This window comes from Acinetobacter sp. TSRC1-2 (assembly GCF_049895885.1).
In the GTDB taxonomy this organism is placed as follows: Bacteria; Pseudomonadota; Gammaproteobacteria; order Pseudomonadales; family Moraxellaceae; genus Acinetobacter.
Genome location: NZ_JAFCTF010000001.1, coordinates 289,191 through 309,523 on the forward strand (window position 1 = coordinate 289,191; position 20,333 = coordinate 309,523).

General features: G+C 38.9%; 20 protein-coding genes and 1 pseudogene. 6 read left to right on the plus strand and 15 right to left on the minus strand.

Translation table 11 applies throughout. The annotated features are described in order from the left end of the window. Positions 1 to 7: 7 nt before the first annotated feature. On the minus strand, positions 8 to 859 hold the full coding sequence (locus ACP69Y_RS01360) for a GGDEF domain-containing protein (protein ID WP_425915491.1): 852 nt from the start codon (positions 857 to 859) through the stop codon (positions 8 to 10). Positions 860 to 1,293: 434 nt separating this feature from the next. Beyond that, positions 1,294 to 1,773 carry a peptide deformylase gene (gene def / locus ACP69Y_RS01365; protein WP_425915493.1) on the minus strand — a complete coding sequence of 160 codons (480 nt, stop codon included), beginning with the start codon at positions 1,771 to 1,773 and terminating at the stop codon, positions 1,294 to 1,296. Between the two features lie 223 nt (positions 1,774 to 1,996). Here def and ACP69Y_RS01370 point away from each other — a divergent pair, with 223 nt between their 5' ends. Then, positions 1,997 to 2,200: an amino acid transport protein gene (locus tag ACP69Y_RS01370; RefSeq protein WP_425915495.1), complete on the plus strand. Its 204-nt coding sequence runs from the start codon at positions 1,997 to 1,999 to the stop codon at positions 2,198 to 2,200. Positions 2,201 to 2,323: 123 nt separating this feature from the next. Continuing rightward, the gene (locus ACP69Y_RS01375; protein ID WP_425915497.1) at positions 2,324 to 3,664 is read left to right on the plus strand and encodes an MFS transporter; all 1,341 of its coding nucleotides are present in this window, start codon (positions 2,324 to 2,326) and stop codon (positions 3,662 to 3,664) included. A gap of 443 nt (positions 3,665 to 4,107) precedes the next feature. Here ACP69Y_RS01375 and ACP69Y_RS01380 read toward each other — a convergent pair whose 3' ends face one another. From ACP69Y_RS01380 to pnuC, 3 genes are all read right to left on the minus strand, one after another. Next, complete coding sequence (locus ACP69Y_RS01380) at positions 4,108 to 4,605, minus strand: DUF2505 family protein (protein WP_425915498.1); 498 nt, start codon at positions 4,603 to 4,605, stop codon at positions 4,108 to 4,110. Between the two features lie 134 nt (positions 4,606 to 4,739). After that, on the minus strand, positions 4,740 to 5,015 hold the full coding sequence (locus ACP69Y_RS01385) for a hypothetical protein (RefSeq protein WP_425915500.1): 276 nt from the start codon (positions 5,013 to 5,015) through the stop codon (positions 4,740 to 4,742). Between the two features lie 32 nt (positions 5,016 to 5,047). Then, positions 5,048 to 5,632 carry a nicotinamide riboside transporter PnuC gene (gene pnuC, locus ACP69Y_RS01390; protein WP_425915502.1) on the minus strand — a complete coding sequence of 195 codons (585 nt, stop codon included), beginning with the start codon at positions 5,630 to 5,632 and terminating at the stop codon, positions 5,048 to 5,050. Between the two features lie 225 nt (positions 5,633 to 5,857). On the opposite strand from pnuC, the gene ACP69Y_RS01395 reads away from it, so the two are divergent. Next, positions 5,858 to 6,643: a crotonase/enoyl-CoA hydratase family protein gene (locus ACP69Y_RS01395; RefSeq protein WP_425915503.1), complete on the plus strand. Its 786-nt coding sequence runs from the start codon at positions 5,858 to 5,860 to the stop codon at positions 6,641 to 6,643. A gap of 12 nt (positions 6,644 to 6,655) precedes the next feature. Here ACP69Y_RS01395 and ACP69Y_RS01400 read toward each other — a convergent pair whose 3' ends face one another. Then, positions 6,656 to 7,138, minus strand: a complete 483-nt coding sequence (locus tag ACP69Y_RS01400) for a hypothetical protein (RefSeq protein ID WP_425915505.1) — start codon at positions 7,136 to 7,138, stop codon at positions 6,656 to 6,658. Positions 7,139 to 7,477: 339 nt separating this feature from the next. Between ACP69Y_RS01400 and ACP69Y_RS01405 the strand changes: the two genes are divergently transcribed. After that, positions 7,478 to 7,729, plus strand: a complete 252-nt coding sequence (locus ACP69Y_RS01405) for a hypothetical protein (protein WP_425915507.1) — start codon at positions 7,478 to 7,480, stop codon at positions 7,727 to 7,729. Positions 7,730 to 7,866: 137 nt separating this feature from the next. On the opposite strand, the pseudogene pgaD reads toward ACP69Y_RS01405, so the two are convergent. From pgaD to ACP69Y_RS01445, 8 genes and pseudogenes are all read right to left on the minus strand, one after another. Beyond that, positions 7,867 to 8,280, minus strand: a pseudogene (gene pgaD, locus ACP69Y_RS01410) (poly-beta-1,6-N-acetyl-D-glucosamine biosynthesis protein PgaD). After that, positions 8,270 to 9,562: a poly-beta-1,6-N-acetyl-D-glucosamine synthase gene (gene pgaC, locus ACP69Y_RS01415; RefSeq protein WP_425915509.1), complete on the minus strand. Its 1,293-nt coding sequence runs from the start codon at positions 9,560 to 9,562 to the stop codon at positions 8,270 to 8,272. Before pgaC ends, pgaD begins: the two are co-directional and overlap by 11 nt. A gap of 12 nt (positions 9,563 to 9,574) precedes the next feature. Next, positions 9,575 to 11,566, minus strand: coding sequence for a poly-beta-1,6-N-acetyl-D-glucosamine N-deacetylase PgaB (gene pgaB / locus ACP69Y_RS01420; RefSeq protein WP_425915511.1), 1,992 nt, complete (start codon positions 11,564 to 11,566; stop codon positions 9,575 to 9,577). 294 nt (positions 11,567 to 11,860) lie between these two features. Next, a complete protein-coding gene (locus ACP69Y_RS01425) occupies positions 11,861 to 13,747 on the minus strand; it encodes a diguanylate cyclase domain-containing protein (RefSeq protein ID WP_425916052.1) in 1,887 nt (628 codons plus the stop codon). Between the two features lie 127 nt (positions 13,748 to 13,874). After that, the gene (locus tag ACP69Y_RS01430; RefSeq protein ID WP_067724328.1) at positions 13,875 to 14,213 is read right to left on the minus strand and encodes an FKBP-type peptidyl-prolyl cis-trans isomerase; all 339 of its coding nucleotides are present in this window, start codon (positions 14,211 to 14,213) and stop codon (positions 13,875 to 13,877) included. An 88-nt stretch (positions 14,214 to 14,301) separates the two neighbouring features. Continuing rightward, positions 14,302 to 14,925, minus strand: coding sequence for an MgtC/SapB family protein (locus ACP69Y_RS01435; protein ID WP_425915513.1), 624 nt, complete (start codon positions 14,923 to 14,925; stop codon positions 14,302 to 14,304). Positions 14,926 to 15,013: 88 nt separating this feature from the next. Continuing rightward, positions 15,014 to 15,544 (minus strand): YaeQ family protein, encoded by a 531-nt coding sequence (locus ACP69Y_RS01440; protein WP_425915515.1) that lies wholly within the window; start codon positions 15,542 to 15,544, stop codon positions 15,014 to 15,016. Between the two features lie 42 nt (positions 15,545 to 15,586). After that, positions 15,587 to 16,618, minus strand: a complete 1,032-nt coding sequence (locus ACP69Y_RS01445; protein ID WP_425915517.1) for a CobW family GTP-binding protein — start codon at positions 16,616 to 16,618, stop codon at positions 15,587 to 15,589. Positions 16,619 to 17,157: 539 nt separating this feature from the next. Here ACP69Y_RS01445 and ACP69Y_RS01450 point away from each other — a divergent pair. Continuing rightward, positions 17,158 to 17,379, plus strand: coding sequence for a hypothetical protein (locus ACP69Y_RS01450; RefSeq protein WP_425915518.1), 222 nt, complete (start codon positions 17,158 to 17,160; stop codon positions 17,377 to 17,379). A gap of 322 nt (positions 17,380 to 17,701) precedes the next feature. Continuing rightward, on the plus strand, positions 17,702 to 19,309 hold the full coding sequence (locus ACP69Y_RS01455) for a bifunctional 3-(3-hydroxy-phenyl)propionate/3-hydroxycinnamic acid hydroxylase (protein WP_425915520.1): 1,608 nt from the start codon (positions 17,702 to 17,704) through the stop codon (positions 19,307 to 19,309). Between the two features lie 100 nt (positions 19,310 to 19,409). On the opposite strand, the gene ACP69Y_RS01460 is transcribed toward ACP69Y_RS01455, so the two are convergent. Beyond that, entirely contained in the window at positions 19,410 to 20,024 is a 615-nt protein-coding gene (locus ACP69Y_RS01460) for a glutathione S-transferase family protein (RefSeq protein WP_425916054.1), read from the minus strand. Positions 20,025 to 20,333: the final 309 nt, after the last annotated feature.

The following is a 20,333-nucleotide window of genomic DNA, read 5'->3' on the forward strand; positions in this document are numbered from 1 at the left end:
TTCATCTTTAAATTGCAGGGTCTAAGTTTAGCTCCAGATAATTTCTCACCTGATTTCTGCCCTGCCGTTTAGCCAAATATAAAGCCCGATCGGCCAGACGAATAGTTTGTTCTTTATTTAAATGGGTTTGAGAGAGAGCTATACCAAAACTTGCACTTATCTTTAAAATGTCTTCTGTTTCTAGCTGAATTTCTTCCTGTTCAATTATTTTACGACAACGTTCTGCAATTTCTATCGCTTGCTGTAAATTTTGCTCTTTTAAAATTAAAATAAATTCTTCACCACCAAAACGCCCCACGACATCCTGTTCCCGTGTCGTGGCACATAAAATTGCAGCAACGCGTTGCAAAACTATATCACCAACTTCATGGCCATATTGGTCATTAATTTGTTTGAAATGATCCAGATCCAGTAAAATTACCGCATAAGCCGTTTTTTTCTTGCGTTCCAAAGCGGTGAGTTGTTCACCAACATAACGACGGTTAAATACATTGGTCAGGACATCGGTTTGGCTCATTCTTTTAATATTTCTTTCACGCCGACGCCATTGCGAAAGTAAAATTTCAAAAAACAAAATCGAAACCAGTAAAATCGGCAGATAGACTTCCGCCATACTTCTGATCCAGAATTCATTGTAATAAAACTCACCATGAGTAAGTGCATCACTAAACACAGGCGCGTAACGAATCACCCCATTAAAAGTTAAATAACTAATAATAATGGTAAAAATAAGAGCAGGAATCGCAATACTATAAATAATGAGTCGTGAATAAAAGACCAAGCCAATCAGAACGATGTTAACAAATCCGGCAATGGTAGCAGGACTATAAATACCGACGGTATAGCCCGCATAAATCATAGTGCCACCAAAAAATATCGGTGAAAAATAAGAAATAAATTTACGGAATTTTTTATTCCTCTTATATTTGAAACTCAGTGCCACCAAAAACATGAAAAAGAATAAAGTAATAACCACAGTGAGCATACGGATGAAAAAAAAGTCCACATTAATCCACACCGCATTTTCAGCTGAGAAATAGCTCGCCAGATACCATTTAATTGCACTGACTTGGCAAAATACACCGAAAACCAGAAGCAATACCCCTTTATCGAAATCAGGCCAGTTAATAATTAAATTATCTGATTCGAGTAAGTGAAATCTAAATCTGCCCCAATAATAAAAAATCAATGTATATATTTTTCTAAACAAGTTCATAGACTTAATTACTATATTTATAATTTATAAATTTTTATTGCTTTATCTTTATAGCACAAAAATTAAACAGTGAAGAATTATATCCGCTGAGTAAACAACACCCCATCTAAATGATCCACTTCATGCTGCACAATTCTTGCAGGGAAACCCTTATAGATCATTTCTATTTTTTGACCTTGCAACGTTAAATAACGCACTTTAATCGTTTCCGCCCGTGCCACTTGCCCACGCTCATCTGGAACACTTAAACAGCCCTCTTCACCTAGAACCAGTGATTCAGATTTTTCTAAAATTTCAGGATTTACCATCACTACTGCCTCCATTTCAGGTGCATCGGGATAACGGAGGTTAGGGCGTGAAGCGACAATAATGACCCGTTTCGAGACATAAACTTGAGGGGCTGCAATACCCACACCATTGCGCTGCATCATGGTGGCATGCATGGCTTCAGCAAGTTGATTTAACCAATCACTATTCAGCTCCGACTTTGCAACTGTAGCCGCTGTTAAGGTCAAAATGATTTCACCACGCTGTGCAACAGGTAAAATGGTGCTCATAAATTTAATCCTGACTTTGCTATAAAGCTCAACTCTATATTATTTTAAACCACAAATATTGTATAAATCTTCGCGCTAAAAAGCAGACTTTCCTATTCTGTTTTTAATAGTCGTATTTCACCTTTTCAGCAAACCAGGGTGAGCTGTATATAAGCAAAAAAATTAAGCCCATTTTAATTTTAGCTGGTTATAATCCGCTTAAATCTTTTATAAATATAAAATAATGACCACAACCCAACTTCTTCTTGGCGTCCTGTTTAGTTCTATAGGCTTAGGCTATTTTCTGTATGGAAAAAAGCAAAAAGTTACTGTGCCCTTGGTGTGTGGCTTAGTCCTGATGATCTTCCCCTATTTTGTGGAAAATACCACGATGCTTACTACAATCGGCATCATCCTCTCGATTCTGCCTTACTTCGTAAGACTCTAATATCCACACAGAGCAAGAAGGATTATTCATAAATTTAAGTTGTTGCACTCCAAAGAAAGATTGATTTTTTCATATAGATAGCAATTGATTAAAATCAAAACTTTACCATCATTTGTACATCCAATGACCCATATCACCCGCACGGAAGCAGCTGCACGTCTAAGCAGTGAAGATAAACGCACCCTTGGACTTTCCTCCCTCGGTGGCGCACTCGAATTCTACGACTTCGTCATTTATGTCTTTTACGCCAAAATTATCTCAGAGCTGTTTTTCCCGAGTGGCTTAAGTCCTTTTTGGGCGATGCTGAACACTTACGGTATTTTTGCCGCAGGTTATTTCTTCCGCCCACTCGGTGGTGTAGTCATGGCTCATTTTGGTGATTTGATTGGACGTAAACGCTTATTCAGCCTGTCCATTTTACTGATGGCACTCCCGACCTTAATGATTGGTGTAATGCCAACCTTTGAAAGTATCGGATATGCCGCACCCTTATTATTATTGCTGATGCGCGTAGTACAAGGCATTGCCATTGGTGGAGAAATTCCTGCGGCTTGGACTTTCGTGTCCGAGCATGTCCCCGCAAGAAAAATTGGTTTTGCTAACGGCTTACTCACCGCAGGCCTATCTTTAGGGATTTTACTCGGCGCATTGATGTCCTTGTTTATTTCTATCAAGTTTTCAGAAACAGAAATTCATGACTGGGCATGGCGTGTTCCCTTTATTGGGGGTGGTATTTTTGGTTTAGTCGCACTTTATTTGCGTAGCTATTTAAAAGAAACGCCAGTATTTAAAGCCATGCAGGCCCGTAAAGAACTTTCCAAAGAAATGCCGGTAAAACAGGTTTTATCGGAACATAAAACCGCGGTGGTGATTGGAATGTTGTTTACCTGGTTTCTGACTGCTTGCGTAGTTGTGCTGATTTTAGCCATGCCAAACCTCTTGGTTGGTGCTTTCGGTTTTGAGCGCGCTGATGCCTTTAAAATGCAAAGTGCCGCAATTGTCATGCAAATGCTGGGTTGTATTGTGGCAGGATTGTTGGCTGACCGTTTTGGTGCTGGCAAAGTGATTTTATTCGGCTCACTTGCTGTCGCGATCATTGCAGGTATTTTCTATAACAGTCTCGGCCATGTCGCTCCATCCACCGTGTTTATGCTTTACATGATGCTTGGATTATTTTCAGGAACTGTGGGCATGGTGTCTTACAGTATGGTGAAAATGTTCCCGGCTCAAATCCGCTTTTCAGGTATTTCATTTTCCTATAATGTTGCCTATGCCATAGCCGGCGGTATTACTTTGCCATTAGTGCAATGGTTAAGCCTGTATAGCAGTATTGGCGCAATGTATTACATTTGGGGGGTATGTGTGGTCTCGTTCTTTACCGCAATGTTGTATAGAGCCAAATTTGAAAAATTGGACGTCGTAGCCTCTGCAGTTTCTACACCGCACAATCCAGTGCAAGATTAGTCATTAATAAAAGACCAATAAAAGAAAAGCCCTTGATTAAAATAATGCTGATCAGTTAGGGAGTTTTAAAATAAACTCCTTAACTTTCGGGTTATTCACTTCAAATTATTATTTTAAATCAAAAATTTGAAGGTTTTTGCTGGTTTGCGGAACAGTGTTTTTCCTTAGCCACAATGATTAGCCCCAACATATATTTTGCGTGTGCAAGAACAGTATTTTTTCATCGCAAAACCCGTCTACTGCTTAAATTAAGAAAAATTGCAAAAACTGTATTTTTTAAATTTAGTTTTGCCTTGCGCTGTAAACAAAGCATGGCTTTGTTCTTACTCAAGTTACGAATGACGTTTCCACGTATCAAATAACATGATGGATTCAAAATAAAAAATGCCAGTCAATTTCTAAAAAGACTGGCATTACTTCATTAAAGGACTTTTTTATCATTATTAAGCAGAGAGGTTTTTCTTTAATTCATCTTCAACAATCTGAATCTCCAAATCACTAAATTTACGAATTTCACCTTCCGCATGTTTTTCTAGCATACCGGCAATCAAAGGAATTTTGACTTTTACCTGCCAGTTTAATGTGAGGTGAATTTGCTGGTCATCCCCAGTTACTGAACGTTCACAATTTGCTTCTAAAGGTAGATTTGCACCCAATTCTATGGTCGACGTTAAAGCTTCTAAATTGGTAATATCGGTACGTTTTAAACGGAAGGCATCTTTAAGTAATTTTTTTGCGATATCCGGAATATTCACATCTAAATTATATGCACGGCGTAAAGTATAGGTATCGCCATGAATCTTCGATTCAATAATTTCTAATTTTTCACCTGGAATACGCCTGCAAATAGCCTCATGCAAACTGGTATCTGCCGCAAGTCTTTTGAATTCATCAATTGAAACACCTTGAATTGTAGAATTCACAGTAAAACGATGTGCCATCTTTCTATCCTTTGTTTTTTTATTGGTTGTTTTGAATACTTATAAACCATTCGATCATCACTGATCTAGCGCATTTTTGTCGTTGTTTATTTAATTGAATTTTAGTGATGCTGTCATTGACCCTATATACTGAACTATTGATCATGTAAGCCATAACGTATTTCAATTTTATCGGAACAGGAAATACTCAGAAAGTGGCTTCTATATTCAATGATCGCATAAAATTGTTCAGCACCATCATCTAAGCCCGTAGCTGCCCAGGTGGTGCCTTTTGGAAAATCATTTAGCCATTCAGCCTTATAAAAATCAGAGACTGAATCAAATTGGATGTAGTGTTCAGGTGCAGCTTGAATCCGTGATGCAATTTCATCAAATTGCTTGTATTGATGTTGAATGAAATCAATCAGCATAGCAGTTAATCCAGGTGCACCATAAAATACCTTTATACACCCTTAAAATGCGTGATCGCCTGTTTCTTTTTCACTTGTTCCCACTGCCACCAGCCAAAAGCGGCCAAACCGACAAAGGCTGCATATAAACCCGCAGTCAGGAATAAATCTTTATAAATAAACATGCCCACATAAATGATATCCACGAAAACCCACAATACCCAAGTGGCAATATGTTTACGGCTAGTCCAATAGGTGGCCAGTAAACTAAAAGCCGCCAATTGTGAATCCAGCATCGGCACAGCAGCATCGGTAAAATGTTTTAAAGTTAGGCCAAAAATTAAACCGCCTATTGCTGCCAGTAGCATTTGAAAAATCACGACCTTATTGGCAATCGGTTCAATCCGAATTTCATGATCATGCTGTTTGCCCTTCAACCAGTGATAGAAACCGTAAAAGTTCACCACCATAAAGAAGAACTGCAAGATGGTTTCGCCATACAATTTAAATTCATAAAATAAATAAGCATATAAAACAAAGGCTGCGAAGTTAAACCACCAACACCACATATTCCGTTTAATGGTCAATGTCACACCAATAAGACTAATAATAACAGCAACAATTTCTAAAGGTGACATAGCAATAAACAGGCAGGCAAAAGTATGCTGCTATTATGAAAAAAATAGCGCTGAACGCAAGAGAAATTATACCCATTCAATCACACCCTCTGACGAACACTACTATCCCTATTTGGAACTGTGATCTGTAATATCAATGCAAATTAAAAAGTAACCTGAATAGATTTGAAAGTTTTCTAACAATCGTTTAAAAATATAAAAAATGGTCAAGTTGGAAGAATAAAAATGTCACATCAACAAGGAAAAGTCAGCCGAGAAATTCGCGGGTCTCTGTGCTTGATTGGACTCGATCGTGCGGCAAAAAGAAATGCCTTTGATAGCCATCTGATTCATGACTTATCACTGGCTTTAACCGAATATGAAGATCATCCCGAATTACGCTGTGCAGTCATCTTCGCACATGGGGAGCATTTTACTGCCGGTTTAGATTTGGTGGAGCTACAACCAAAACTGGAAAGTGGCGTTTTTAATTTTGATGATGCACAGATTAACCCATGGGGAACCAGCGGACGTCAGCGAAAAAAACCGGTGATTGTTGCAGTACAGGGTTATTGCTATACCGCAGGGATCGAGCTGATGCTGAATGCAGATATTGTGATTGCTCAGGACAATACCCAATTTGCACAAATGGAAGTGCAACGCGGTATTTTACCCTTTGGCGGTGCAACGGTTCGTTTTGTTCAGGTAGCAGGCTGGACCAAAGCCATGCGCTATTTGCTCACCGGTGATACCTTCGATGCCCAAACAGCGCTAGGTTTAAACCTGATCAATGAAATCACCACTGAACTCCCTCTTAAACGTGCCATTGAACTGGCAGATCGGATTGCTCAAGCCGCACCACTTGCCGTACAGGCGACACTTGCTTCAGCCAAAGAAGCTGCTGAACAAGGTGCAGAAACAGCATTTTCCAATTTACAGCAACACCTTACCCCGCTGTTGAAAACTCAAGATGTACAAGAAGGTGTCATGGCGATGCTGCAACGACGTGCACCCCAGTTTAAAGGTCAATAATTTCAAACTTGATCATACATGGCTATGTGCATCTTTCATTTCAAATTTATGCTCATCCCCAAAACGGTCGACATGAGTATAAAACATCCCATAACGTCCCACATAATATTCCAAAGACTGATCATAGAAAGTCCAGTAAATAGACCATTCATCTAAATCAAGCTTGCGAATTTGGGTGTGCGTTTTGGCGGGCATTTTTCTTAATACCTCTTCTTGAACCACAATCGCCTGACTCAAATTTCGTTCAGCCAATTCGCGTTCAAAAAATATTTGGCAGACATCATCAAATAACTGTTGTTCATATTCCTCCACTTCATCGATACGTACTTCATGGGTGGATAATAGCTTGGTTGATGTAGATGCTTGTTTATCTAATTCGGCTAACTGCTTGATTTTGAATTGTTGAAAATGTTGATTGATCTGAAATTTAAAAATGACTTTCCAAAGCCCCATAAACACAATGAAAAGACACGACCACAAGAGTATTTTTATCATAGCGACACTCTCACGAGTAAATAATTGTTATCTTTATATTTATAAAACAAATTGAGTAAAAATCATACAATTTTTAAAATATTATGCAATAAAAAAATTCATGCAGAGAATTTTTCTTCATGTTACCTATTCCATATCCTCCACATCCGCTTGTGATCTGGCTTGCTTTGGGCATTTAAGTCATCAAGGCCACTTTAGGACGTCTGGACTTTTTGCATGAGGGGCTCGGAATAGGTTTAGAGGTCATTGCCATGATGCTCTATGGGCTCTCTGCATTTGCGGTTCGTGGTGGTAGCAGCCAATCTCCATCTGATCAGTTAAATGACAGGTGCGATACTGATGTCATGGATACGTTATTGTGGTTCATTGCCTTTTTTCTGGTCAGATATGCCCTCAGATCTACCTTCATTGAAAACCGGTGTTGCGCTGATTTATAGCGCTTTAGTTTCATCGGTACTGGCGATGATTTTTTGTTATCAACTGTTGAGCAAAGTAGGTCCGACCATCCTGATGCTGATTACGATTATGAGGTCTGTACCCGCCATGCTATGGGGAACATGGCTCAATCAGGCAGCTCTAGTTCACATTTAATTCTGGGCCTGTTTTTACTGTGTTGGATTGTCCTTATATTCTTATTCCATCCACACAACTGTATTAATCAAATGAAAAAATCCCGAGTGCGATATTCACTCGGGATTTTTAAATATTTAACTCAAACAACTTTTTCATTATTCAATCCGAATAATTTTACCGTGATCATCATGATGAACCACACTGACTTTTTGTAGACGCCCCTGCTCAATGTCCTGAACAGGTAAATCAAGATGATCCACGTAATCTGACATTTTTTTGGCTGGAGTTTTCTTGACGACTTTGGAAGGAATAAAATTTGAGCACAATAATAATCCGACCACACATGCCAATAATGCACTCACCCCATGTTCAACCCCTAAACCAAAAGCTGAAAACAGTTTATGAATCACATGCTGTTTTTGCAGACTCACCACACCCATCACAATTAATAATGGACGCCACAGCAATAGCCAGACTGCCCACATCATTGCTGTAGAGGTATTGGAGGCCTAGCGTTTATGCCAGGGCAACAAACGACGCACATCAATAATTAAAGAATTATTTCTCATTGAGGATACTCTTATTATTGACTGTTGAATTACGCATACCGCGGTCTGGACTGACCCAGCGTGCCCACTTGCCATCACTACGGAACAACACTTTTGGAAATGCCACAATACTGGCAGACAGCGTGATCAACCAGAAGACAAATGGATACCAGATCATCCAGAAGTAATTTTTGCCGAGTCCGGGTTCATAACGACTGTCCATCCATTTGCTTAAAGCAAACTGAAGCAAACAGGTTGCACCTAATAACATACCGGTTCCGTAAGGCAGAAATGGAGAACTCAGCCCATTAATTCCAAACGGAACAACAAAATGTATTAACCAGAGAATCGCCATAAACAGCATTAAATAAGACCAGACCAGTGTCAGAATCAGTTCAAACAGCAAAGGCCATAAAAAATTCAGTTTCGGTTTAAACAGTACATCCATGTTTCTAATTAGCACTTGTGCCCCGCCCATGGCCCAACGCAGGCGCTGTTTCCACAAACCATTAAAGGTTTCAGGCATTAAAATCCATACCAAGGCATTCGGTTCAAAGTGGATATTCCAGCCTGCCCGTTGCAGCTTCCAGGTAATATCAATATCTTCAGTCAGCATGTCAGGTGACCAATAACCGACTTCATGTACCGCACTTTTACGAAATGCAGTAATCACACCAGAAACCGTAAACAGTCGTCCAAAACTACGTTGTGCACGTTTGATCATCCCCACGATAGAAGAAAATTCTCCGACCTGAATACGACCAATTAAAGTGGAACGGGTACGAATCCGTGGATTACCCGTCACAGCAGCGACCGTTTCATCTTTCAGAAAATGGCGAAGCATCCAAGTTGCTGCATGCGGATCGAGTAAGGCATCTCCGTCGATGCCAATCAAATATTCAGCCTCGGTCAACAAGCTTCCCGCCTGTAAAGCCATGGCTTTGCCTTGATTGTGTGCCAAATGCACCACACGCAGCTTTTCATACTTTCCAGCCAAACGGTTTAAGACGTCTGCGGTGTTGTCTGAACTGCCATCATTAATCGCAATGACTTCAAAGTTTGGATAATCCAGTGACAAGGCATGACTTAAGGTTGCTTCAGCGTTATCACCTTCATTAAAACAAGGCACGAGCACCGCCACCTTGGGATAAGCAGCCAGTGGCTTAGGTTGTTGATAGGGTGGATCTTGTCGTTCTTTCCAATAGAAAATCAGTGCACCAATCATCCATAAATACGCCATGAACAAGGGATAATAAAAGACAAAGTGCAAAGCAGAATGCCAAAAATGCTGGAGCGTTGACATATAAAATTCCTTTTAAGGAACAAGTTTGCCTGATTTCAAATCAAAGGCTTTGCGCAACACTTGTGTATTGGGATGATCTTGAATCGGATCATCTGGATAGTAAGCCACGTGCATTGCACCTTGTTCATATAAAGATTGAATAGTCTGCGCCATCTCATCTGATGGAACTTTTTGATTGGTTCGCCAGTTCACTGCCTGCAATTCAAAGACGGTTTTTTTGATTCCCTTTGGAAATTGCTTCACGCGATTGACAATATCTCGATAAAAAGCATCGCTATTGGATGCTTGCTCCATATACGGCATCGCCATAATGGCTGTGAAATCATACCGGTTGATGGATTGTTCTAAAGACTGTGAATACCAGTTTTCCGCATAAGGTTTAAGTACAACTTGCGCATATAAATTACGTGCGGTGAGTAAAAAGGGTTGATATTGACGTACTTGTTGTGCCAGTTGCATGGCAAAGTCATCAATATATTTGGTTTTATAAGCGGTCCATTTTTGCAGATCTGCATCATTGCTACGAATTTTGGCTAAATCGGTCGGCAAGCCAATAGCTGCATAAGCTTGTAAGGCTTCAGGACTGGCATCTTCATAGTCCGATAAAGTGGTATCGTCATGGAATAAAATACCGTTAAAAGGCACGGACTTGGCCAAGTCTTCATAAATCCCGCTAATGATTTTGCGCGCCTCCGGTGAAAAGGGGCTTAATCGACGATAGCCCATATTCAGATGCTCTGAATCTTCCTTTTGCTGGGTTTCAACTAGATGTTGCGAAACTGGATTATCTTTAGGTAATTCCCAGGCCAGTAATGGCATCCACGCATAGACACGACCGACTTGAGTCCGGGTCTGAATTTGCCAGGCGACACGGTTAAACAAGTCTGCGCGCATAGGCAAATAATGATTGGGGAAATACACCATATCTGCGGAGCCATTGGCATCAAGATCGGAAAAGGCCTGTAAATACACGGTATTCACTTTCATCGCCACAATCCGATCGAGCAGGTGATCGAGATTACGTTCTTGTTGAATCGGATCTTTGTCGTAAATGTAATCTAAATCGATATGCATAATTTTTTGCGGACGATTATTGTCGCCCAAATGTTGCTGACGATTTTGAATTTCCTGCGCCAAATCCGCTGTGGTCATATTGCCTTCAATCAAAATACGATTGAGCTGACCCAGTGAACTTTTAGCCGAATCTGCACCATCATCCAGACTGATGGCAACAGGCATACCCAACTGCTTGGCAATTTTCACGGTTTGCATATTGTAGTGGCCATAAGGCCAGACCATCACCCGTGGTGATTTCAAACCATGGGCAATCAGCAATTGGTTATTCTTTTTTAAATCATTAGAAATACGCTGTTGATAGTGGCTATCATCTTCATAACTCGCAGATTTAGGATCATATAAGCGTGTGACAGCAGCAGGTTCAAGATTGCCTTGTGGATTGCCTAAAATACCGCGATGCAAATTATAACTATGACTGGCAATTTCTACTAAACCACTGTCTTGCATCTCTTTCAATTCTGCCCAAGACAGCATTTCTTTACGTTGAATCTGCTCACCTGAAAAATCGATGCTTTGATTCTCTTTAGGTTCTAACCATGAACCCACCACTGCCAAAACTACAGGAATTTTATTGGCTTTAAGAATTGGATAGGCATTTTTATAAAAAGAGGCATAGCCATCATCTACCGTTAATAAAACCGGTTTTGTAGGCAAGCTATATTTCCCTTGATGAGCCTGGATAAGCTGATCAACATTAATAAAGTGAAAACCATTTTTTTTCAGCCAATCAATATGTTGCTGAAATTGGGTCGTACTTACTGCATATTCAGGAATAAGTGCACTTTTAGTGTTGATAATTTCATGATAACCAATCACCGTTAGGGTCGGATTATGCACTGGCGTTTGACTCCAGGCTAAATGGGGAATCTGCAATAGAACTGCAGAAAGAGAGGTGGAAAGCAAAGTTGCAAGCAAGCGAGTTTTCATTAAAGGGTGCTCAAAAAATCATTTTATTCTCTGAACACCATCCCTCGCCTATCCCTAGGGTGCTTTCCTTTTTATGATATGTGACATTCAGTAGTTCAACATGCTTTTTATCCCACTAAACTGAAATGAATCTTAAAAAATAATAGGGTAATAAAAAATAAACGTTTTAAAAACACAACAACATGCCTATTTTTTAGGCATGCGATTAAATTTAAATAAACTACTTAGATTTATAAAAACATGACTTTAAAATATGAATGCCATCACATCAAATAAAACGCCTATTGCTCTCATTCACGATCTTGACGCGAAACGAAATGCTTGGTATTGATCTCGACCTGCGTTCTTTGCAACATACAGCTGAACATCAGCTGCTTTCATCAGTTCATGAATATCGGCATATGGATGATTTTGATCCATCCAGGATACTCCCATACTTAAGGTCACATATGGCTTTTGGTCAGGCCTATTTAAATGTTCTAATTGTGCTTGTCTTACTGCATTTAAAACCTGTTGCAATACATTTAAAACCACTTCACTGGGAACATTATGCAGAATAATTGCAAACTCTTCCCCACCATAACGTGCAACATAAGCTGAAGGTGGCAAGGCGCGTTGTATAATCTTAACCAAATCCTGCAAGATCACGTCGCCCTTCAAATGCCCATAATAATCATTATAATTTTTAAAAAAATCCACATCTAACATGGCAAATGCCAAAGTATTATTGGTGCGATTTTTTGTCAGGGTAAATAAACGCTGAATTTCAGCATTTAAAGCACGACGGTTAAATGCACCTGTTAATGCATCAATTTGAATTTGTAACTCTAACTGTTCATTGAGCTGATGTAATTGCAAGGTACGCTCTTGTACTTTCTGATCTAGAGAGCTATTCAGCTCGAGTAAATTATTGTTGAGTTGCTCAATATACTGAGTATGCTTTGCATAATTTTTGGATTGCTGAAACATAATCAGCAAGGCATAAAAACTGGTTGAAATAAAGGACAGGTTAAATGAATCAATTAAATTAAGTGTCAGCAAAAAGTCATGCAGAAAAGTGGTACATAATAAAATCACGGCCCAAAAGTTAATCGTCGAATATTTTTCTTTTGATTTCACCGTTCGATAAAAACCGTAAGCAAAATTTAATAACACCACCGGACTAAATAAAAAACTATAAAATACTAAATACTCAAAGATTTCCGGTTCAGTAAATAAGGTGATAATAATATCAACAACAAATATCGACATTGCGACAAAATAAACAATTGGATGTAGATAACGCCAATTGAGCAAATACATATAAGTAAGAAAAAATGCAATTGTAAAATAGGTAAACAGATACTCTAATCGTACTCCCCAAATCCAGCTAAGATTTGTAAATGTGGTATAGGCATAAGGTGCTGAAAATAAATTATGTAAGGCAAGGAACAGAATAAAAATACCAAACACAAATACTCTAATGCTGCTACGCGTGATTTTTCCCTGAAAAATTGAAAACATCAGAGTAAATATGCTGAGCCCTAATACTGCACCGCATAACAAGCCAATACTCATCATCAGTTGCTGGAACTGACGAGAAATTGTTGTACCCAGCCCAATTCGCATCGGATTTTCTAAACCACCATGCAGAGCATTAAAATTGGATGCTTGAATGCTCAGGGTGAAATATTCTTTTTGTAAGACAAAAAAGGCTATTTTAGGTGCGTTTTCTGTCCGGTGACTGATTTTATCTTTACCCACTTCTCCTAAACCCAGTATGAAGTCATCATTCAAATACATCCGGTAAGCACCATATTGGTTGGGAATAAAAATGGCGATACGACGTCCAATATATTGTTTGGGTATTTTAAAATGTCCAATAAAGGTACCGTAGTTTTTATTGGTACCCGTAAGTTGTTTAAAAGAAATCGGCAAACTCACCATTTCAGATTTTAACCCTGCATTGGGTTTAACGATCAGCTGTTGAGGGTAATACTGCCATGATCCTTTTAAGGGGACGGTACTGGTTTCAGTAAACTCAACCTGAGTGAGTGATTTTTGTTGTAAATAATAAGAATCAGGCGCGGCATTATATTGTGCCCATGCATATTTTTGACACGCGAATATGCAGACCCATGCAATAATAAAAAACTTCAAAACATATATTAAATTATGGTTCTTATCCAAAAAGCGAATCATCCTTAAATTACGCTTAACTGCTAACCAATGTAACGATAAAAAAAGAAAACTCAAACAATTTTTCACCTATCTGCAAGATTCATCCTTGTATCTTGCAGGATATTTATTAATCAGAAATTAATAAATTTTAATCACGGGTTTTCACGTCAAATAATTCAATTTCAAAAATTAGGTTTGAGTTTGCAGGAATGATTTTGCCCATTTTCCGTTCACCATAAGCCAAATGCGCAGGAACAAGTAATTTACGCTTGCCGCCTACTTTCATGCCCATAATGCCTTGATCCCAGCCTTTAATCACACGGCCAGTACCAATCACGGTTTCAAAATAATTACCTCGGTCAATAGATGAGTCAAATTTGGTACCATCTTCTAACCAACCCGTATAATGCGTAGTAATCAGCGCGCCTTTAACTGCTTCTTTACCTTCACCTACTTTTAAATCAATAATTTCTAATTCATTTGTCATCGTCATTTACCTAAACTAAGCACTAAATTTTCAATTGTTATTATAAACCGGATTCAGATGAATTCTTTATAATTTAGACTGCCACTATTTAAAAGCTGAGCTCATGAATATTCGAATCATTCAACAAATAATCAGTCAGTTTTTTATGGTTTTCAGCGGAGCCGATTAAAATCCAGCGCCCACTCATTCGATGTTCGGTTTTATGCTGTATACTGCGAACCACCTTCATATCATAGGTTTTAAATAATTCTTCATATTGATCTAAAGTCTTGCGTTGATAAGGGCAAATAATTCGATAAGTTCGTGCCTGACTTAAGGCTTCTATACGCTCCTGGACATAGATTAGAAAAATTAAAACGATCAGCACAATCAAGGTTGCAAACAGGCTTAGCAGTTCATAACCTGCGCCAGCAGCCATGCCTAATGCTGCCGTCATCCAGATTGTGGTTGCAGTGGTAATCCCGGAAATTCGGTTCTCATCTTTAAAAATGACTCCTGCCCCGACAAAACCCAAACCGGTCAAAATATTGGCTGCAATGCGGTCTTGGCTATCTATCCCTATCTTTAAAGACAAAATGGTAAATAGACAGGAACTCAAACTCACCATAATCATGGTTCTGAGTCCAGCAGATTTACTCCGATACTCGCGTTCAGCACCAATAATTGCCCCAATACCTAGAGCGATAAGCAAACGATATAAATCAGGAGGCATGTATTTTCCCCTTCTTCATTTTTATTATTTTAAGGTATACGCAATTTTTTAGTCAGGATGCAAGCCTAAACCCGCATCCCGCTTATATTTACTGTAACTGTTCCCATTCAACCATTACTTGTGCGTGTTCGCCAATCAGCGTCCATTCCCCATCCATGACGTTTAATTGTAATTGCATGGTGCGTGCGCATAATTGTGGCAGTGCATCCGTGGTTGCTGTAGACAATTTCCACACTTCAACATTGCTTAAAGTTTTTAATTTGCTGTTACGTTTATACCATTCCTCGACTGATGAACCATAGGTCACCACAGCCACTTGCTTGCAACGGGCGCTGGCTTTTTTAACTTTATCTTCATCTGGGCTACCAACTTCAATCCATTTCACCAGTTGACCGGTTAAATCTTTTTGCCACAATGCCGGTTCGTCGGTTTCAAACAGATCTTTGGTAAACTCTAAAGCTTCATCAGCAAAACGCGCATAGGCCAAAATACGCACCATCAAACGCTCAATGGTTTCAGATGGATGTAGAGCCATGGTCAGTTGATAATCAGCATATTGATGATCATCCATATTGGCAATATTCAAATCAGCCTTATAAATTGTTGCTTTAAGCGCCATAAAAGAGTCCTCAAATTTGGCGCCTAGCATATAAGATTTGGACTACTTTTGCTGAGTTGTTTTATCCGTTTCATCCAAATTCAGCTGACATTGAAATAATTGATCTTCAAAATGTTGCCAGTCGCGCTGATCTTGCACAATGATTTCAATACGGTTATCAATGCCCTCTTCCGAAGACTGATAATTAAATTGCTCCGGATTAAAGTTAAAAGTTTTCCAGCCCTGATTGGTATTAAAAATTCCTTTAATCCGCAGCCAATCCTGTTGTTCACACAGTAAATCCAATAGAGAATAAAAATCGAATTGCCAGCGTTTGGGTAATTTCCAACCTGCCACACTATAGCCTTGCGTGGTCTCAACATAATGATAAGGCAATTGCTTAATTTCAGGCAGAATTTGCCCTGCAGTATATGTTTTTTGAATTTTAAGTAAGGGCTGCATTTTGCGTTCTGTACCCACATAAGGCAGATCAATTTGCTTAAGGACAATTTCACCCTGTCCACTCATCAGCCAGATTTGTTGATAGGCCTGATATTCGGTCTTTAATGCTACCAAAGCCTGATCATCTACAGAATTCATGCGATCCGCATGAGAAACCAGAATAATATTTGCCGCTTTTAACTGATCTGCATATAGATTTTGCTTGGTCCAATCAGCATCATGCAAACGCGAACCATCCACCACCGTGACTAAAGCCCGCATCGCAATATTTTGCTGCCAATGCGGTTCGGTGAGTTGTTCCAGTAATTGGGCAGGATGTCCCAAACCAGTGGGTTCGATAAATAAGCGATCCGGTTTGCTCTCTGACAATAACCGGGATAAAGCAATTTGCATCGGTAATTGGCTACTGCAACACAGACAGCCCCCCAATAGTTCCTTAACTTCATAGCCTTGAGTTTGCGGTAACATCTGCTGATCGACACCAATTTGTCCGAACTCGTTCATCAGCACTGCCCAAACTTCATTTTCTGGCTTTTGACTCAGCAAATGTTTAAGTAAGGTTGTTTTTCCAGCGCCTAAAAATCCGGAAATGATATGTGTAGGGACAGCTTTTGTGGGAGAAATCAGTTTCAAAACTTACTCGCTATACATGGAGGGAAAATTAATCAATGTTGTGATAAGAGTAATTCAACATACGAACTGCATAAGACTCCACTTTAATTTTTTACTTGATCTATGGCAACGTATTCAGACCCTCTATAAATAAATTAAATATCTAATTTCAAGTCAGTATCAATACGCTATTTTTACCGTATTAAAAGACCAAATTGATGCAAGATTTCATCGTAATTCGAAAAATTTATTTACATTTAATCTATCCAGCAATTTTATTAAAACCATCATTCTCTGATGGTTTGTTCATTTTAAGTAAAAATAAGGCCTAAAAAAGCTGATATGGAAATATCTCTATACATTTTTTATGCAATTTTTTATGCATTTTTTACAGTAAATGTACAGCAGATGCTTACTTGTTTTTTCATGTTAACCGATCTGTTTCACTTTGTTGCTTTGATTGCTCCCCTGCCCAAGGCTCTTTAGCATGAGCCCTGTCCATATTTATATGATGATAAATATGGATCTACTAACTTTTTAAAGAATAAAGGATGCTTAAAATGAAATTAACTCAACTATTACTTGCTTCTACTTTTACCATTGCTGCTGCAACCACGTTTGCCGCCAGTGCTGATAAACAACCGCAAGAAGAAAAAGTGATTGTTTCTACTCAAGAACAACCGGAAACTGTAAGCCCCGAAAGCGCTGTAACCAAGCCTACATCTGCCCAACCGGCTCCAGAAGTTGCTGCAGAAGAAGCACCAGCTAAACCTGTTCAATAACTTTCAAACCAGATCTCTAAATTATTACCCCCACCTTGTTCGCTCAAGTTAATGATTTAGAAATTAAAGCTAAATTATGTTAATAATTCAGCTTTTTTATTTTAGGAAAGATTCTTATAAATGATAGAAAAAAATGATCATTCATTTAAAAAATTATATAGCTAAATATCTATATAATTATTATTTTTCAAATATTTAAAATATTAATAAAATTCTCTCTGTTTTCTTTTCATTCAACATATCTACTATGGCATAGCTTGTTTAGACCCTCAAATTCACCGTTAATACACTTAAATGTGAATTGATTGAATGGACATTCGCTATGAGCAACAAAATAAATTACACCACTGAAGTGGCAATCTTGGGCGCAGGTCCTGTTGGTTTAACGATTGCGAACTATTTAAGCAAACAAGGCGTTCAAGTCACTATTATCGAGCAGCTGGATAGTTTGATTGACTACCCACGTGCCATTGGTATTGATGATGAATCTCTACGTACCATTCAATCACTTGGTTTAGTCGATCAAGTATTGCCGCATACTACCCCGAACCATGCGATGCGTTTCCTAACTCCTAAGGGCCGTTGTTTCGCTGACATTCAACCGCTTACCCGTGAATTTGGTTTCTCACGCCGTAATGCATTTATTCAACCTCAAGTAGACAATGTGTTACTGCAAGGTTTGAAGCAATACGATAAAACTGAAGTGCTTTTTTCACGTCAGCTCAATGAATTTACACAAGATGCAAATGGCGTAACGCTAAAGATTCAAGATAAAAACCACAAAGAAGAAACAATTCAAGCAAAATATTTAATTGCCTGTGATGGTGGTAACTCGATTGTACGTCGTACTTTAAATATTGCTTTTGATGGTAAAACTGCACCGAACCAATGGATCGTGATCGACATTGAAAATGATCCATTAGCAACACCACACATTTACTTATGCTGTGACCCGGTACGTCCATACGTGTCTGCTGCGCTTCCGCATGGTATTCGCCGTTTCGAATTTATGGTGATGCCAGGTGAAACTCAAGAAGAGCTTAGCCAGCCAGAAAATATTGCAAAATTGCTGTCTAAAGTTTTACCGAATGCTGAAAATATCGAAGTGATTCGTCAACGTGTTTACACACACAATGCACGTATTGCCGATAAATTCCGTGTCGACCGTATTTTACTTGCCGGTGATGCAGCACATATTATGCCGGTATGGCAAGGTCAGGGTTATAACAGCGGTATGCGTGATGCCTTTAACCTGGCTTGGAAAGTTGCGCTGGTTGTACAAGGCAAAGCGTCTCCTGATTTATTGGATTCTTATCAAATCGAACGTAAAGATCATGCCAAAGCGATGATTGATCTTTCTGTGATGGCAGGTCATGTGCTTGCACCACCTAAAAAATGGCAAGGTTTTGTGCGTGACGGTATTGCCTACGCATTGAATTACATCAAGCCAATCAAACAGTATTTGCTTGAAATGCGTTTCAAACCAATGCCAAAATATAACGCTGGTGCCTTGCTTGCTGATGGTAAAAAAGAATCTCCTATTGGTAAAATGTTTATCCAGCCGCATGTAAAACTTGAGTCTGGTGAGCAAGTTTTACTGGATGAAGTGATTGGTAACGACTTTGCGATTATTGCCTGGGGTGTGGATCCACAATGGGGACTCAGTGATACCACCATGCAAGTCTGGAAAAAATTAGGCGTTAAATTTATTCAGATCATTCCTGAAATTCAGTTTGGTAATGAAAACCGTAAGAAATTTGACGGCGTGATTACCCTTGGTGATATTGGTACCGATATCCGCACATGGTTTGGTAAAACGTCTGAATCAGTTGTGATTTTACGTCCTGACCGTTTTGTGGCAGCGCTTGCAATTCCACAGACTTTAGACCACGCGAGCCAGCAGTTGTTCAAAAAGCTCCATGTAAAATAATCAATCAACTGAATGATATTTAAAAATCTGACCACGCGAAAGCGTGGTCTTTTCTTATTTAAATCCTTCCTAATTTTTTAAATGCTAAGCTATGGTTCAACTAAGCATTTATTTTTTGAAACCACAGTACATCTTTCATCGAATCCCGGCTTCCGATGAGTTGAATAAATGTTTTAAACTCATCCAGATAAGGCAATATTTTGAAAGAAATTGCAAAAACCAGCCAGTAAGCAAGATATAAATCTGCTGCTGAAACTTTCTCGCCAAGTAAATACGGATTAGCCTGTTGCAGGCCCTGTTTTAGGAAAGCGAATAAAGTTTCCTCATGACCAAAAGCCAGGCCTGTTTTTCTTTTTTCAATTTGTTCTTTAGACACGTCAAGACTCTTTAAGTCCATATATTCGGTCAAGGGACCATGACAAAAGAACATCCATTTCAGATATGCACCACGCTTAGGATCATCTAATGCCGGTGCCAAACCTTTTTCACTGTATTTATCTGCCAGATAGGTAAATATTGCCGCCACTTCTGAAATCACGATCCCTTCATCGACCAGACACGGTACTTTTCCCATGGGATTAATCTTTAAATATTCAGCCTGATGCATGTCTTCATAGGGAACTTGGATCTGTTCAATCTGATCTTCAATTCCAAGTTCTTTCAGCAAAGGATAAAGGGTCATGCCACGTGATTGGTTATTGTTATACAGCTTCATCATTTTTATTGGACCTATCTTGTTATTTTAGATTTTAAATATAAATCATTTTAGATCATCTATTAATTATTATTTTATAAGGTATGAACTTAATCATAATGCTTTTGATTTTTTTTAAAGCATCGCACCATACTTATATTTTAATTTCTTAGAGGAAGAGCAGCAGAGAATAATTTAGCTGGGAAGTAAGATAACTATATTGCTGAGATCACTTAGCGGTTGAATCACCGCCCAAGAAAAAGACTCGGATTTTAAAGTCCGAGTCCGGTATTATTGCAAGAGCAGGCTGTTGCACTTCATATGCTAATT